The sequence below is a fragment of the Lentibacillus populi genome, from assembly GCA_014642895.1.
In the GTDB taxonomy this organism is placed as follows: domain Bacteria; phylum Bacillota; class Bacilli; order Bacillales; family Amphibacillaceae; genus Lentibacillus_C; species Lentibacillus_C populi.
In genome coordinates this window covers 1-15,102 of the sequence record BMJD01000009.1, presented here as the reverse complement: position 1 = coordinate 15,102, position 15,102 = coordinate 1, and the positions used below count along the sequence as shown (strand labels likewise).

The window sequence follows — 15,102 nt, the reverse complement described above, 5'->3', positions numbered from 1 at the left end:
AGTTTTGATGATTACGGGGACAGAAATATTGGGCCATTTCCTCCAGGTGGACCAGGTTCTTGTCCCCGTAGTTCTACTAATGTACAGATTTTTTATCACGATTACCTATAGCAGTGATGTCCATTGCCATTTTACGTAATTCCTATTTTCGATTATGTACAAACACACAGCATACTAATCTGATAACTTCTTTTGTATCATTGATTGATCCACACTGAAAATTAAATACTTTTTTCTGAAACTTCAGTTTTACACTGAACTACTTACCTAAGTAATACTTTCAAAACTTTACTTAATTCTCGTTTTTCCAACCCTACGTTAACAAGTTTTTTATCAAACTGACATGGTTCTCTTTGGGACATGGTCGCCGTCTCTCTTTCTCACACTATCAGCTATATCAACTGCAGCTGCATATCCAAACACCATAGATGAACCAATCGTTGCACCCGGTCCAGGATATGTTTCTCCCATTACAGAAGCAGTACAATTTCCAGTAGCATATAAACCTTTAATTGGCTTACCGTCTTTCGTAATAACCCTTGCTGATTCATCGATGACAAGCCCACCTTTTGTTCCGATATCGCCTGGATAAATTGGAATGGCATAGTAAGGAGCTTTGTTCAGTGGTGCAAGATTGGGATTCTCCAATGTTGGATCACCATAATACCTATCATAAGCACTTTCTCCACGATGAAAATCTTCATCTACCCCATTAACTGCAAATGTATTAAATCTGGCAATTGTTTTAGCCAGTTTCTCAGGAGGTACATTGATTTTCTCAGCCAATCCCTCTGGGGTTTCTGCTTTTTTCGCATATCCCGTCTCAAACCATTCTTTAGGAATAGGCTGAAATGGCATAATTCCAAATACAAGATAACGATTCTTAACTCGTTTATCAAAAATCATCCAAGACGGTATGGTGGAGTCCTCTTCATTATTATTTCCATACATTTGGTCCACAAATTCATGATAAGGAACCGATTCGTTGATATAGCGTTCCCCATAACTATTCACGATTATCAAGCCAGGTGTTGCTCGCTCAGCGACAGGCATAAATGCCGGGGCTCCAGGCGGTGCTGATGTAGGAGTTCCCCACAATTTATCCATCAAATCCAATTGCCCACCTAATTTCACACCTGCTGCAATAACATCCCCTACTTGTCCCTCAGCTGACAGTGTCCATTCCGTATTGGTAGGCTGTGGCAAATACTTTTCCCGTAGCTCCTTACTATGAGAAAAGCCACCAGAGGCAAAAACAACACCTTGACGAGCTTGAATTTTGATTTCCTTTCCATCTCTTTTGGCGATAACACCTGTCACTCGATCATTTTCATAAATCAAATCTTCAAATGGAATCTGGAGCCAAACTTCGCCACCAGCTTCCTTGAGACAAGTATACAAGCGAGCAATAGCAGCTTCTCCCAATGTAGAAGGTTTGTACCCAGAAATTAGTGTGCGGATAAGACGCATTCCCACTTTCATTGCTTTCATTTTTCCAATCCATGTCCTCATGATCATGTTCACTTTGTGAAATTCACTTGATTTTAGCACCATACCTTTCGTCGGTAAGCCTGAGGTACGTAAATACTTAATGTCATCTCCCAATTTCCGAAGATCAAAAAGCTGAGCTTCAACAGCTCTGCCTGATGCCAAGCCTCCTGCTGATTCAGGGTAATAATCGGAATAATTAGGTGTATATTCCCATCTAAAATGTTCTGTATTCTCATGCAAGTATTTTACCATTTCAGGCCCTTTTCTCAGATAAGCCTTTTTTAACGACTCTGGAACACGGTCTCCGACGGTAGAATCCAGATAAGTTTTTGCCTGCTCATACGTATCCTTAACACCAGCCTCTTTCAAATAAAGATTATTGGGAATCCAGATCGTTCCACCTGATTTTGATGTTGAACCACCAAAAAGCTCTGTCTTTTCAATGACAATCACCGATAACCCACGTAAGCATGCTGTTAGAGCAGCTGTTAATCCCCCAGCACCTGAACCAACCACGACTACATCATATAGTTCATTCCACTGTTTATCCAATGTTTGACCCCTCCTTTTTTTCGAAATATGTTAGACTAATAGTGTGAATTAACCTTAGTATAAATTGAAATGGAAGGGCTTTCAATCTGTAATATCTTAAGATCTGTACACATAAACAACAGATTACTGCAATGCGTATAAAATAAAAAAGAGATTTGGGTGATTTTAAATGGTTAACAAGGATTTGATAACGGACAGACGGGTGCGTAGAACGAAAAAGTTATTGAAGCAAGCATTTATTGAATTGATGTATGAAAAGAGCTATGAGCAAATAACGGTTACAGATATCGTGGATCTTGCTGATTATAATCGCGCAACTTTTTATCGGCATTACAATCAGAAGGAAGATATAGTGAAGGAAATTATCGCTGACCAAACGAATGGACTTATTAAAGCATTTAAAATTCCTTATAAAAAGAATAACTATATTCATTTAAAGGCATTAGCCCCTTCAGAGATTATTATTTTTAATTATATTCTTGAAAACAAGTACTTTTATGAGCTATGGAGGGAATTTGAGACCATACCTTGGTTCTATGATACCTATTTGAATTCGATCACGCGGTTTATCAAGCTAGAAATTTCCCTTATCACTCCATATCAAGATGGGTTAGATAACAATATGTATGCCTCATTTTATGCTTATGGAATTTTAGGAATTATTCTAGATTGGATTAAAAATGACTTTGTTCAATCACCTGATTATATGGCAGAACAGCTTTGCAAAATATTAAATTACTATCCTGCAGAATCATTTATTATGAGTAACTCTTGATTAGATAGACTTACAGTTGAATAACGTCATGAAGGTGCAGATTCACGACGTTAAGGATTTTGAAAGATAAAAAAGCTATTCCCTCCTTATTTTTAGCGAGAATTTAGGCTTATAATCTTCAACAATACCGCCAGATAGTTGAAGGTTATAATTTTGAAGAGTCATTTTTTAGGATAGTGTGTATTTTCACCCTATTACAATGGCTCTTTTTTTTTTGTAACCACATCAATAGAAGATGGATTTCAAGAATTCAGTTTAATTCCAGTTGTGGTTTGACCTAATTTACTGGTTTGTAAGGTAAAATAAAAGCAGAAAATAAAGAGGCATTTTGTAACATCTTCTTAACTATTAGTATAATTAAGTAGCACAATTTTCAGCACATACAAAACTCTTCGATCCGTTATTTTTCCAGGCTTGACGACTGCTCTGCGACAAGCTCTTACACACTACAACTCCCGCTTCAAAGCTTCTATCTCTTTCTTGCTCAGCTTGGTTACTTCACTAATAAAATTGACTGCCGCACCCTTTCGCAGCATCTCCATAGCAACCTGCCTGATGCCTTCTTCTCTTCCTATTTCCTTGCCTTTTTCTTTCCCTCTCTCTTCATATGAAATTGGAATCTCCATGATCCTGTCAGCATCATCCATATGCTTGATTTCTTCCATCAGTTGTTCCTCCTTGTATATTATGTTTGAACCTAATTTTTAGGTTTTTAAAAGATTCAATTGTACCTTGAGAATTAAATATTTGCTCACCCTTCATTTGATAGATGTTGGCGGGCGTAGCTTCGTAATGAGCGTGTGCTTGCGGAGCAAGCTTAACGCGAATTAGAAGGAAGCAAGCGCAAGCGCGGTAGCTATTCTAATTTTTTTGCAAAAAGGTGTTTACGATGCTGAGCTGTCTTTGGGAAAATAGCCATAGGTAGTGTCCTACCAAGGGAATGTTCCGGTTCCTCCTGTTGCCCCAAAACTTTTGGGTGTCTTCCGAATTGAGAGTGTTCCCCTGGTCCTATGATATAGACCTACACGTTGACTGTTTCCCGGCTAGTTGGCCCTCCTGCAAAGCAGAGGGAGGCTCGTGCACTGTCAATCCCCGGTGTATTCCAATAGCTTGCAAGGCTGTCGTTCATAGGTTTCCCAGGGACATCTCAGCATCGTAGGCGCTACAATCCTCAATCAAAGGAGGTGATCACAATGACTTCACCCTTGTTCGTCGGAATTGATGTAAGCAGTAAGAATAACGTTGTCTGTTGCTTAACCCGTGATGAAGCGAAACGACCGCTCAGCCGGTTTACCATTACCAATAATCGTCCGGGCATCAAGGAGTTTCAAGACCGTATCACCAAGCTTGTGAAAAAGCATGGATTTGAACAAATTCTGTTTGGGCTAGAGCATACAGGAAGCTATTCGACTCACACTGCCATGTACTTGCACCGTCATTTGGATTTTGGCGTTCCAGAAAAAAATGTTTATGTTTTTAATCCCAGTCTGATTAAGGAATTCAAGAAATCCAACTATCTGGATGCTCCCAAAAATGATCGGGCAGATGCCTGGTTCATTGCCGCCAAGCTTCGTGCCGGAAATCTTCCGCATCCTTTTACATGGAGCGAGCCGCAAATGGCCTTACAACGGCTGACACGTACTCGTTACCATTTGATGCGGGATTTAACACGGGAAAGCAACTTCCTCATGACCAACTTGTATTTGAAGTTCAGCGATTATGCGGTCTCTGGACCCTTCAAGCGAAACAAGCTGGGGGCCACATCACTGGCTGTCATGGAGGAATTTGAATCCGTTGAAGACCTGGTCGGTATGCCCATGGACAAGCTCGTTGAATTTCTTGTCCTGCACGGCAAAAATCGATTTGACGACCCGGAAGCAGTTGCCCGTTCGTTAAAAAAGGCTGCGCGTGCTTCCTACCGCTTGCCAGAATCCATGGCAGACTCTGTTAACTTGGCCATGGCTTCCAGCATTCGCGTCATCCGGGCGGTACAGGAACAACTGAAAGTCCTGAAAAAGGCGATTACAGACCATTTGGAAACCATTCCTCAAACCCTGGACACCGTTCCCGGGATTGGACCTGTATTCGCATCCGGTATCCTCGCAGAAGTGAATATACCGGAGTTTCAAAACCAGCAACAATTGGCTAAATTCAGCGGTTTGGCCTGGAACAAGAGTCAATCCGGTGATTTTACTGCCAAACGAACCAGGCTGATTCAATCTGGCAACCGCTATCTCAAATATTACCTTATAGAGGCCGCAAACAGTGTCCGGGTGCACGACCCTGTTTATGCCGAGTATTATGCTAAAAAACGAGCGGAGCCAAAAGAATTTGCCGAAAAACGTGCCCTTGCGCTTACAGCTCGTAAACTTGTGCGGTTGATCTTTTACCTGCTGAAGAACAACCAAATTTACCACCAAGAAGGAGGGATTCGACAACAAAATAGTTGAATCTATTATGTCGAATGAATCCACCTATTAATTGGTTTTAGTGGATTTTTTTGTAATCCAATTAGGGTGGGCCTAGTTCAGTAATGACTTTTTTAGCTACACCACCTTCAAAGCAGCAAGGTTTTTAGAATTTTACTCTTGACATAATACCGCTGCTCTTGTTTTTTTAACGTTTTTTCTTTTCATTTATATTCCAAGTAGTTATTGGGATTTGTCCGTTTTCATCTCTCCAAGTCAGTAATACAATACGTCAAAAAAAGTAGTTTTTACTTTTCACGTTCATACAATTATTGTTGTTATAAAGTTCTTAACTCCTATTCCACAGAAGCACCTGATTACGGAAGAAAAACATTTTTAGTATTTCTTTGTAAAATAATGCTTGGAAAACGCTCTTACTAGTAATTGTCCAATTAAAAACACAATAGCGGTAAGTATGACAGCAACATTTCGGCCTACCGGTGCAAACCATGCATTGTCAGGGAGGAAATTTAAAGCTAATACTACCGATAATATTGCTACTAAAATATTAACCAAGACAACGTAACGATTTCTTATTAGACCGGACAAAAAACCAACGATCAAAACAAATAATACGGAAGTCAAAGTCAGAAATGGAGCATCTTTACGCTTAACGTATTGACCGTATTCATAAAAGTGAAACAAGAACGGTGCCGGTATTAGAGTCATAATCAACCATAAAATCCCTAAATAGGGTTTCGCCAATTACATCACTCCTTTTCCTCACGTTGAATAATTCTGTAGTAAATTTTAATATCCTGATTCAACTAAATGGCCCTTATATGCATTACTGGCGGTAACCCTTATTAGGAAAAGCGTCCAATAATTTAATAATCCAATTGACGCAGGTACAAGAGAATCTCGTTTTCATTCAACTTTTTTACGTTGTATTTACGGATCTTGCTGTCAATTTTCTTTTGCTGTTTACTTCCTTTACTAGATGCATTGATAATTTGAAAAAATATTTCGCTCCAAATACCTGCTGTGCCACCGAATCCCAGTTGAAATCCTATTTCTTCTGTTTCCGTAAGCGGCAGCTGTGTATTTTCCTCAAATTCTTTTTTAAAGTCATCCTGAATGATAATGTAAGACTCTTTATTTTTTAAGGCGTAAAGCAATTCTTCAGCGTTATTCGCTTTATAATAATCCTCTCTCTCTTTCAATCCCATCAAATTAACCTCCCTTAAGAAATAATATATCCTGATTCAATTTTAGCACAATTCATTCAACAAATGGCGCTCTTTTGTTTAGCGTTGGCGCTAATTCTTATTCCGGATTAGCGGCCGATTGCAATATAGTCAATTCAAGGTTCTTCAAATATTTATACGATATTCCAGTTGAATGGTTTCATTTTCCTTATTAAACTATCCTTAAGTATCTTTTTTTCAATCTCTTCAGCATCGCTCTACAAACTGATCCTAAAACAAAAAAGACGCGTTCCTAAATAAACGCGCCCGGTTGCTTTAACGGGGGGGTGGGTTTCCTCGCCCCCCATCCCTGGTGGCCTCAGAATAGAAAGTGATCACTTTACCCTAATTTAATATGAATTTTATCCGATTACTGTAACTTACCAATATAATCCAATTTTTCAATATCAGTAGAATCGACTGCGCCGTCCAGGATTTTTCTTACATCATGTAAAGTGTCTTGAAGATTGACGGATTTTCCAGTGACACCTGTAAACGCCTCCGCTACGTAAAATGGCTGGGTCAAATAGGCTTCCAACCGTTCTCCACGGTTATAGGTTTCAGTCTCGGAAGCAGGTAAGCCGTTTGTTCCACGCACATTGACCAATGAGCGCAGTTCTCGATAACGACGCAACAGTTTTTGGGCCTGTTGTTGCGTCCTAAGATGCGTTTGATCAAGATGTGATCCTTCCAGTACAGAAGATGTTGAATGGATCGGATTGACCGCAGGAAATTTCCGTCGAGCGGCAAGGTCTGCATCAAATTGCCATAACGTTTCAAGAGGACCGTACGGCAAATCTTCATCAACGACTTCTCCTTTAAGATCGACAAGGAACGTGGTTACCGAATCAACCCCAATATTTTGAAGGCGTTCTTGCAGGTGATAAATTTCACCGCTCACTACATGAGAACGGTCGGCAGCAAACAAGATTTCCTTGGTCTTGCTTAATTTCGCTATTTCCTCATAAGTCTTATCAATCGTATCAGTAACAATGTCTGCATAATCAACGATGTCCTTGAATTCCGGGTGTTCATCTTCTGGCTTGAGCAATACCGTGATATAACCTTCTTTCTTCAGGCGATCAAATAACTCGGATAGAATAACCAACTGCCCCATTCCAGGACGGGCGACCAATCCAACTGTTCCTCCTTTGGCCAAAGGAGCAAACAAATCCAACGTTTTCACCCCGGTTTCAATCATTTCGACACTCTCCCCTCTGATAATCAATTCGTCCAGACTACATTCCGCAAGTTCTGCAAGCGCAACCAATGTTCTGACCTCAGAACGACCGACAGAAATTTTTCCTGTACATAAATTGGAAACGGTAGCCGGACGTAATCCGACCGAACGAGCAACACTGGTCAGGTTAGGTACCTTTCGTCGTAATAAAGAGACATTTAACCGTAATTTTTCCACATTATCCACCTCCTTACTCTAGATAGTAATATAAATTACTCCATAATACAATATTTTATTGTATTAAAACGTAAATATTATTACCCTCAAAAAAAGATAAGTCTTTTGGTTATTATGGATACCTTGGGAGCAGATCTGAGAAACATTTTAAAAATGGAACCATTTAGCAAAGGATTTCATAATTAAATGGAGCTATAAAAGACAAATAACCCGGAAAAGCCATGAAGCCCGGGTTATTTGATACTAATTAGGACATCTTTTCTATTTTGTGTTACTGTACAAAGGCTCCCTGTTTCCAGTATAACCATCACATTCAGACAATCTGATGTATGATCTTTAACAAAGAACCTCGAAATAAATTCCATTAAATACGGATCACCCTTTATTCCACTAACTGGCCAAATAAATGAATATGTTATTCGGTTAAAGTTAGCAATAGGTAAGCCTTTGAGGTTATCTCCAGCTTTCACTTGCTCCGCACAGTGCGTGCTAGTTTCCCAGCACCCTGCGTTCCATTTACCGAGATGTACTGTGATGATAAGTTCCTCGTTACCTTCAAGCGAGAAGGTTGACACCGGAAGGCCTCTTGCCTAAAAGCTCGCACTTTGGAAAATCCCACGTTCCTACCCTATCGGTGCGATGAGCGCTTGAAAAACCTTCCTCCGTTGTAAAGTTGGAATTTCATTCTTAAAAAATACCCGCACTTCATGCCTCAGAGCATTTATAGCGGAACTTGTCGCGCTCGCCCAATTCTTGAATAGTCTTTTCTGATATTAGCTGGATAATTGAAGATCGGTATTCTAGTTGTTAAATAGGTGCCATCCATTAGCTGTTGATAAATGTATAATTTTTAAATTTAACCTTTAATGATCAACATGTTTGAGTCATCAAATTCCCAGTTTGAGCCGTACGCGACTTCCCAGTAATAACCATCAGGGTCAATGAAATAACCTCCGTATCCACCCCATGATAATGTTTGCGGCTCTTTAACAACTTGGGCACCAACTTTTTTGACTGATTGAAGAATATCATCAACTTCAGTTTCAGATTTTGCATTATAAGCGAGAGTGACACCCGAGAACCCCCCTTTTGACAATTCAGGAGGATTTTCTTCGTTGATATCCTTTGCCAATTCTTCAAGTGGAAATAACTCAAGCTTTGATCCTTCATTCTTAAAAAAAACAATGACAGGTTTTTCTTCGTCTCCTGTGACCGATGCTTCAAAACCGATTTTGCGGTAAAATTTAAGCGATTTCCCAATATCTCTTACACCTAAAGTAATGAGATTAATTCTGTTCATACAGACATCAACTCCTTTATATATGTTCTTTAAGAGAAATTCGACAAACTAATAAACTTTCCTCTTTTAAGAGACTAACTTTCTTTTATATTGATAACGTTATTCTGTTAAATGGCCTACTTATTCAATAATGGCTCCCCGTATATTGAATAATTAACTTACTTAAACAAGTTACCCCTAAAATGACGATATCCTACTTAATCTTTTATCTTATCTTTTTTCGACCGACAAGCGAATCGTTCCGGATGTACCTCGTACAAGTCATTAATTTCTTTTTTCTTGCTAATAAGTTCTTCTACAATCATATTACAAAGCTTAAAGAGAAAAACAACGGTTCCTCGATCGTCCTGCATGTCAATTTTTGCTGTATGTATTCCTTTATTTCCGTAATTTTAAGCTGTCCTGTCCTTTTTGAATATGAATTGGAATATCTCTTCAACAAGCTTATCAATCAGGTTACATTCCTTGTCTCTTGTAATTGGGTAATCAGGCTCTGGAACCAAGGTTTCAATCGCTAAACGAAGCATGCAGCTGAAGCTCTCGGTGAGTATTGAAGCCCAGTATCAAGAAAGAGGTTCTCCATTAAACTGGAGAATAGCAGTTGTATCTTTAGAGTAGCCTTTCCTGATTGCAGCGATGACTTCTTCCTTCCTTTCCTCGGACTCCTTCTGTGTAAGACAAAGCTCGACATCATCAATATCATACGGACCGATTCGCCAATGACCAAGTACTGCTCCCTTAAAGTCTCCATCGATCAAAAGATATTGCAGAACTTCCCGTCCTTTGAAAATCTGTTTTAATTCGCTCATATTTGCCCTAACCAGGAAATCCGATTTATCAAGCATAAAAATCGATGGCCTGATTTTCCCGACGCTTAAATTCAAGTCTTCCTTGCGCATGAACCCTGTACCGAGACCATTGATTTCCATTTTAATAATCTCTCCACTCTCGATTAGAAGATCCAAGGCACTTTGTATCATTTTGAGTTTTAACTGCGACCAGTTTCTGATTTGACTCAAGGTGGCAAAGACAAAAACATCAAGAAAACGTATCAGCATTTCGGAAACTGAAGACGACGTGTTTTGATGTAGTTCAATCCCAGGCCATTCCGTCTTGAAGTCAAACCAGCCCGTGTTCCAGTCAGTATCGATTTGGGATTCATATACCAAAAACGCTTCTTGCATCCTTTTCAGCACAGCAGTGATTTCTCTGGCTTTAAAAGGCAAATGTTCTTTCAACTGGTCCTTTGACATGCCACCGGAATGTTGAATCATGGATAGAACTTCTTCGTGAAGAGGAGATACTTTTTGAATCGGTTTTTGAAAAATACTGGCATACAGACCCAAATCGTCCTCCAAAACATAACCGATTCGACCGCCTTGGAAACGCCCTTTAACCAATTTATGTTTTTCACGCAAGTTCTCCGCCAACAACGAGTCATCAAAGGTTGTCCGGTGTACCAGCTGTGGGGGATTGCCGGGACGACTATTAAAAATGGGTGCGACAGGCTGCAATAATCGAAACAACTGTTTATAGGCTTCTGTGTCCCTGCTGTCATTTAATGGTTCCGTCAATTTTTGCCTTTTAAGACGTTCGCTAATGATAATTTCCTTATTCACCACACACTACCCCTTCAACTGCTATTTTTTCATTAAACATAAAGGTCGAACATGTTTACATCGTAGCCAAGCTGCTTCAGGTAGTTATAAAATTGGCCACGGTGATGAAAAAAGTGGGAAATTTCTTCAACGAGCCAATGCGCTTGAACAGCTCCTTTCTCAAGATAAAAGGGCTTTGTCTTTTTTGTTAAAAAATCTTGGTCGGACAAAGAAAGCATAAACGTTTTATAACTACCAAATCCATTCTTCATGGCTTTAATCATGGCTTCGGATGATTCCAATTTATCGTACGATGCTTCCAGGTTCTGAATCGTTTCCTGATCTTTTTCCTGCCAGAGATGAAGATCCACCTCGGGTATGGCAGAGATGTGTCTAGCAAGTTCTTTAAGACTTCGCATGTTGTCGGCCGGCCGGTATCTCCAATCCGTCGCTTTCACCTTTCTTAGCAAACCTTCCATCGAACGGATGCCGATTTCAAGTTCTTCAACAGTTCATTTCTTACAATGTCAACGGCGTTCATTGCTCTCATCCTTCCCTTTGTAATTTCCTTTTCAATCTATCATGGAATAGTGACAAATCAAGTCACCATTTATATGGATTTTTTCAAAAATGGATTAACGGTATTTGTCTGCCAACGTTTTTAATTTTTGCTTCATGTATGTGATGGACTCTGGGGTTCCTTTTTGAAGGCTTCATTACCAAAATTCCCATCCATAATATCCGACCGTGTGATCGTAATGAAAAAGATAAGCATGAAACTGGTCATCACCCATCCCAGCCCACCCCCTGCATGGGCTTTCTCGTTCGGAAAATCTATAACTAAACCAGGTATTCAGCTATCCCGTGTAGGGAAGTGTCAGAACTAAAAGGCTCTTTCACAACCGGAAACAGATTATTGTGCAACACGAGGACTATTTTATTATTGACTAAACGTTTAGTCAATAATAAAATAGGTGTTAGATGATTATTAATTTCTCAAAAAATGGATGGAGGGATTGCAATGGATTTGTATTACGAGGTTAAAGGTAATGGTCATCCCGTCGTTCTTCTTCACAGTGGTGGTGCTGATATGCGGGACTGGACATTTGTCGCACCTCATTTAGCCAGTTACTATAAGGTAGTTACTTTTGACGGACGTGGCGCTGGAAATTCGCCATCTCCCAAAGGAAAGGTTAATTATGTCGATGATTTGCTGTCGCTGCTTGATTATTTGGATCTTGACAAGGCAACAATTATAGGTCATTCCATAGGCGGTCAGATTGCAACAGAATTTGCTCTTAATTATCCTGAAAGAGTTTCGAATCTTGTCCTGGTTGCCCCTGCGTTGTCTGGGTTCAACTATTCACAGGAATTTAAAGCCTATATGAATTGGATAAATGCGGCTGCTCCGGATATAGATAAAATGATTAAGCGATCGCTTAGTGCTTCACTGTATAGTGTTGTAACAACCAGTTCGAGCCGGGATTTGATGATGCAAATGCACAGGCATTATATGGAGCGGATAATTCAATGGCCCGAGTTTGAAATGATTTGGCCACAGCCGCCTGCCATCGAAAGGTTAGAGGAATTGACTGTTAAAACGTTATTTATTATAGGTGAGAAAGATTTTCCTGATAATCATCGTGTAGCGGATTACTTTCTCCAAAACCAGAATATCCGTTTTGTTGAAATCACAGGCGGGGATCATATGTTAACGCTAACCCACCCCGAAGAACTGTATAATAATATTATAAAATTTATGGAGGATTGAGATCTGACATGCCACGAACAAAAAAAGAGAACGCACGTATTCGTCAGATGACTAAGGAAAAAATTCGCACAGCTGCAATGGAGTTCTTCATTAAACGGGGTTACCATGCTACATCCATCAGTGAAATAGCTAAACATGCAGGCATATCCAAAGGTCTCCTTTACAATTATTATAAAGGTAAAGAACAGCTTCTTGCTGCTATGGTCGAAATTAGAATTGGCGAAGTGGTTGAAGTAATGGAAACTGCAAAGGGTATTGAGAAACCAAACGAGCAACTCAAACATATTGTAGAAGGCGCTATTGAAAATGTCTTTCAACGACCAGAAATATTCCGTTTTTATTTGCATCTGCAAACACAACCTGAAGCAGATCAGGAATTGATCAAATACAGTAATTTGCTGATTAAAGAAAATGCCAGACAGTTCGAGTTTCAATGTGAAATATTTGAAAAACTGAATGTGAAGGAGCCGAGAAAAAGGTCGCTATATTTTTCATCTATGCTCCAAGGTACCATGTTGATGATATCTACTTATCCAGAGCAGTTTCCCAAAGAAGAAATAAAAAAGCAGATTTTAAGTGAGTTTTGTGACTCTACCGTTTAAGAAACTTTTTTGAATAGATTTTCTCGAAAACTAAAAAAAGCTAGGACAGGTCCCATTTATCTCCTGTCCCACACGTGTCAGTTTCTTACAAATTCTGCTTCAACGCCTCTATTTCTTTTTTGCTTAACTTGGTTACTTCTAGCAATAAAATCAATTGCCGTACCTTTTCGGAGCATCTCCAGAGCAACACGCCTGATACCTTCTTCTCTTCCTTTTTCTTTGCCTTTCTCTTCATACGAAATCGGAATTTCCATGATTCTGTCAGCCTCGTCCATATGCTTGATTTCTTCCATCAGTTGCTCCTCCTCTTCTTCATTTAATTTCAAATAGCTTTCGAAAAACCCGTATATCAGGCGTTCTTTGGCTGGATCCGGTTGCATGTTTACTATCATCCGCAAAAATTCCTTCTTCACTTGCACCCGTTCTTCTTCCTTGTAATTCATTTTGCTTAACAGTGCTGCAGCGGCAGGGTTGTCGGAAGTGATATAATCCCGCCAGTTTTTCTTGTGCAAATGCAGCGTCAGATAGTTAAATGTCAATACCTGAAAAAACGGAAATGCCATGATATATTGGTTCTTTTCCCAGTTTTCCTTATAACTAAAAACAGCAATTGGGATAATTGGCTTGCGGTGCCTTTGGTAGAGCATGCTTAAATATTGATACATCCGTTCATGAAAATGCGATTGCTGTGTGCTTTGCGGTTCCACATGCACAATCATAACAGCATCCGTACTTTTCAATTTTGTTTCCACAACAACATCACCTTCCAATAGGTCCGTAAATACTTCTTCGGACAGGAAAGAAATTTCTTGAAAATTAATCAGCGGGTGGATTTTCGGAAAAAAGGATTCCAGAAATTCCTCAAAAAACGTTTGGATCAGTTCTTTGAATAAGTGGTCATGGCGCGTGTAGAGAGGTGACTTTTCCATAACCAACTGTGCGTGAGGCATAAGAGCACATCCTTTGCGGTTTTTTTAATGGGGAGATCAATCGTGGTGTGTTGTCTTTCACCATTGTATCAGAAAATATCGATAAGTAAAGTATTAAAAATAGGACGAAAGCCTCAAACCGATTCCTTATCCGCCAGCTACCAAAGCAACAAACAAATAGGGGACGAGGGATCAGGTCCCGAATAAAAAAGGGAATAAATTGGCAACAGTGAACCTTTACCCACGGCTCTTTTCTATGTTGAAAGGCTGGAATGGAACACAAAACAATAGTTCTCTAACTCTCCCAGTTAACCTTCCCTCACCCCAAAAACAGCTTCAGCATCCTATAGTTTCCGTATCCCTTTACTATGTTAAACGCTGTTCCTCCAATTGCTTCCACAATGCCACGGCCCCACGTCCGCCAGGCTATTACAAAAGCGAACTGATTCGGTAAACGTCTAAAGGTGTCAGGGGTACCAAAAACTTCCAAATTTTTCTTATTCGGAGTTTTGTACGCTATGATTAACGCGGCTACTAGTTAGTAATTTTCGCTTTACGAGACAACTTGGCACATGCAACCCCTATTTTATTTTGTTAAATATGCTTGAATTGAGTTAGGTAGTAGTTGAAAGAATCGCCCTTTATATTTGATATCTGCAAGACCAGCAATGAAAATAATTGTAACGACAACTACTAAAATAGGGTTCCAATTTTTTTTAAAAATCCTGTTCATAAGTTAACCTCCACTCTTTTATATGGTGTGTCAGTCTGTATATAGTTTACCACTGGAAATTCGTATCTTACATCGATTTACATTTTTAACACCAAGGCTTTTATCGGACTTATGGATAACAAATTTTCAAGTATATGCATTGGATTCACGTGGCAAAGTCATTGCTCATAAGCCCCTAAATGAACTTGGACACTAAGAGTGGAATGTATTATACTACTTAATGTGTTAGGGAGGCTTACAACATGAAACGCACAAGACATTCAAAAGAATTTAAAATAC

General features: G+C 39.6%; 16 protein-coding genes. 4 read left to right on the top strand and 12 right to left on the bottom strand.

Annotation, left to right across the window (positions count from 1 at the left end; all coding sequences use genetic code 11):
- Positions 1 to 333 precede the first annotated feature (333 nt).
- Positions 334 to 2,043 (bottom strand): FAD-dependent oxidoreductase, encoded by a 1,710-nt coding sequence (locus tag IEX12_RS07790; RefSeq protein WP_102415643.1) that lies wholly within the window; start codon positions 2,041 to 2,043, stop codon positions 334 to 336.
- Between the two features lie 169 nt (positions 2,044 to 2,212).
- On the opposite strand from IEX12_RS07790, the gene IEX12_RS07785 reads away from it, so the two are divergent.
- Positions 2,213 to 2,818 carry a TetR/AcrR family transcriptional regulator gene (locus IEX12_RS07785; RefSeq protein ID WP_102415644.1) on the top strand — a complete coding sequence of 202 codons (606 nt, stop codon included), beginning with the start codon at positions 2,213 to 2,215 and terminating at the stop codon, positions 2,816 to 2,818.
- A 446-nt stretch (positions 2,819 to 3,264) separates the two neighbouring features.
- Here IEX12_RS07785 and IEX12_RS07780 read toward each other — a convergent pair whose 3' ends face one another.
- Positions 3,265 to 3,483 carry an RpnC/YadD family protein gene (locus IEX12_RS07780; RefSeq protein ID WP_188724882.1) on the bottom strand — a complete coding sequence of 73 codons (219 nt, stop codon included), beginning with the start codon at positions 3,481 to 3,483 and terminating at the stop codon, positions 3,265 to 3,267.
- Positions 3,484 to 4,011: 528 nt separating this feature from the next.
- Between IEX12_RS07780 and IEX12_RS07775 the strand changes: the two genes are divergently transcribed.
- Complete coding sequence (locus IEX12_RS07775; RefSeq protein WP_188724881.1) at positions 4,012 to 5,268, top strand: IS110 family RNA-guided transposase; 1,257 nt, start codon at positions 4,012 to 4,014, stop codon at positions 5,266 to 5,268.
- Positions 5,269 to 5,622: 354 nt separating this feature from the next.
- On the opposite strand, the gene IEX12_RS07770 is transcribed toward IEX12_RS07775, so the two are convergent.
- From IEX12_RS07770 to IEX12_RS07735, 8 genes are all read right to left on the bottom strand, one after another.
- Complete coding sequence (locus IEX12_RS07770) at positions 5,623 to 5,991, bottom strand: hypothetical protein (protein WP_188724880.1); 369 nt, start codon at positions 5,989 to 5,991, stop codon at positions 5,623 to 5,625.
- A 122-nt stretch (positions 5,992 to 6,113) separates the two neighbouring features.
- Positions 6,114 to 6,455 carry a hypothetical protein gene (locus tag IEX12_RS07765; protein WP_188724879.1) on the bottom strand — a complete coding sequence of 114 codons (342 nt, stop codon included), beginning with the start codon at positions 6,453 to 6,455 and terminating at the stop codon, positions 6,114 to 6,116.
- Between the two features lie 388 nt (positions 6,456 to 6,843).
- Positions 6,844 to 7,890: an ATP synthase beta subunit C-terminal domain-containing protein gene (locus IEX12_RS07760; protein WP_088049412.1), complete on the bottom strand. Its 1,047-nt coding sequence runs from the start codon at positions 7,888 to 7,890 to the stop codon at positions 6,844 to 6,846.
- Between the two features lie 233 nt (positions 7,891 to 8,123).
- Positions 8,124 to 8,465 carry a hypothetical protein gene (locus tag IEX12_RS07755; RefSeq protein WP_155555261.1) on the bottom strand — a complete coding sequence of 114 codons (342 nt, stop codon included), beginning with the start codon at positions 8,463 to 8,465 and terminating at the stop codon, positions 8,124 to 8,126.
- Between the two features lie 281 nt (positions 8,466 to 8,746).
- On the bottom strand, positions 8,747 to 9,190 hold the full coding sequence (locus tag IEX12_RS07750; RefSeq protein WP_088049411.1) for a VOC family protein: 444 nt from the start codon (positions 9,188 to 9,190) through the stop codon (positions 8,747 to 8,749).
- Positions 9,191 to 9,387: 197 nt separating this feature from the next.
- On the bottom strand, positions 9,388 to 9,543 hold the full coding sequence (locus tag IEX12_RS07745; protein ID WP_188724878.1) for a hypothetical protein: 156 nt from the start codon (positions 9,541 to 9,543) through the stop codon (positions 9,388 to 9,390).
- A gap of 210 nt (positions 9,544 to 9,753) precedes the next feature.
- A complete protein-coding gene (locus tag IEX12_RS07740; protein ID WP_088049410.1) occupies positions 9,754 to 10,809 on the bottom strand; it encodes a hypothetical protein in 1,056 nt (351 codons plus the stop codon).
- A gap of 32 nt (positions 10,810 to 10,841) precedes the next feature.
- On the bottom strand, positions 10,842 to 11,207 hold the full coding sequence (locus IEX12_RS07735) for a DinB family protein (RefSeq protein WP_250889596.1): 366 nt from the start codon (positions 11,205 to 11,207) through the stop codon (positions 10,842 to 10,844).
- 602 nt (positions 11,208 to 11,809) lie between these two features.
- Here IEX12_RS07735 and IEX12_RS07730 point away from each other — a divergent pair.
- Both IEX12_RS07730 and IEX12_RS07725 read left to right on the top strand, forming a co-directional pair.
- Positions 11,810 to 12,559, top strand: coding sequence for an alpha/beta fold hydrolase (locus tag IEX12_RS07730; protein WP_088049408.1), 750 nt, complete (start codon positions 11,810 to 11,812; stop codon positions 12,557 to 12,559).
- A gap of 8 nt (positions 12,560 to 12,567) precedes the next feature.
- A complete protein-coding gene (locus IEX12_RS07725) occupies positions 12,568 to 13,161 on the top strand; it encodes a TetR/AcrR family transcriptional regulator (protein ID WP_102415660.1) in 594 nt (197 codons plus the stop codon).
- Positions 13,162 to 13,238: 77 nt separating this feature from the next.
- Here the strand turns inward: IEX12_RS07725 and IEX12_RS07720 are convergent, their stop codons facing one another.
- Together IEX12_RS07720 and IEX12_RS07715 are read right to left on the bottom strand one after the other, a co-directional pair.
- The gene (locus IEX12_RS07720; protein ID WP_102415661.1) at positions 13,239 to 14,111 is read right to left on the bottom strand and encodes an RpnC/YadD family protein; all 873 of its coding nucleotides are present in this window, start codon (positions 14,109 to 14,111) and stop codon (positions 13,239 to 13,241) included.
- Between the two features lie 565 nt (positions 14,112 to 14,676).
- Positions 14,677 to 14,823: a hypothetical protein gene (locus IEX12_RS07715; RefSeq protein ID WP_188724877.1), complete on the bottom strand. Its 147-nt coding sequence runs from the start codon at positions 14,821 to 14,823 to the stop codon at positions 14,677 to 14,679.
- Between the last annotated feature and the right edge of the window lie 279 nt (positions 14,824 to 15,102).

Coding starts and splice junctions, on each gene's coding strand:
- IEX12_RS07735 (WP_250889596.1), bottom strand. CDS start 11,207: ATGCGAAGTCTTAAAGAACTTGCTAGACACATCTCTGCCATACCCGAG.
- IEX12_RS07750 (WP_088049411.1), bottom strand. CDS start 9,190: ATGAACAGAATTAATCTCATTACTTTAGGTGTAAGAGATATTGGGAAA.
- IEX12_RS07785 (WP_102415644.1), top strand. CDS start 2,213: ATGGTTAACAAGGATTTGATAACGGACAGACGGGTGCGTAGAACGAAA.
- IEX12_RS07715 (WP_188724877.1), bottom strand. CDS start 14,823: ATGAACAGGATTTTTAAAAAAAATTGGAACCCTATTTTAGTAGTTGTC.
- IEX12_RS07745 (WP_188724878.1), bottom strand. CDS start 9,543: ATGCAGGACGATCGAGGAACCGTTGTTTTTCTCTTTAAGCTTTGTAAT.
- IEX12_RS07720 (WP_102415661.1), bottom strand. CDS start 14,111: ATGCCTCACGCACAGTTGGTTATGGAAAAGTCACCTCTCTACACGCGC.
- IEX12_RS07780 (WP_188724882.1), bottom strand. CDS start 3,483: ATGGAAGAAATCAAGCATATGGATGATGCTGACAGGATCATGGAGATT.
- IEX12_RS07775 (WP_188724881.1), top strand. CDS start 4,012: ATGACTTCACCCTTGTTCGTCGGAATTGATGTAAGCAGTAAGAATAAC.
- IEX12_RS07765 (WP_188724879.1), bottom strand. CDS start 6,455: ATGGGATTGAAAGAGAGAGAGGATTATTATAAAGCGAATAACGCTGAA.
- IEX12_RS07730 (WP_088049408.1), top strand. CDS start 11,810: ATGGATTTGTATTACGAGGTTAAAGGTAATGGTCATCCCGTCGTTCTT.
- IEX12_RS07725 (WP_102415660.1), top strand. CDS start 12,568: ATGCCACGAACAAAAAAAGAGAACGCACGTATTCGTCAGATGACTAAG.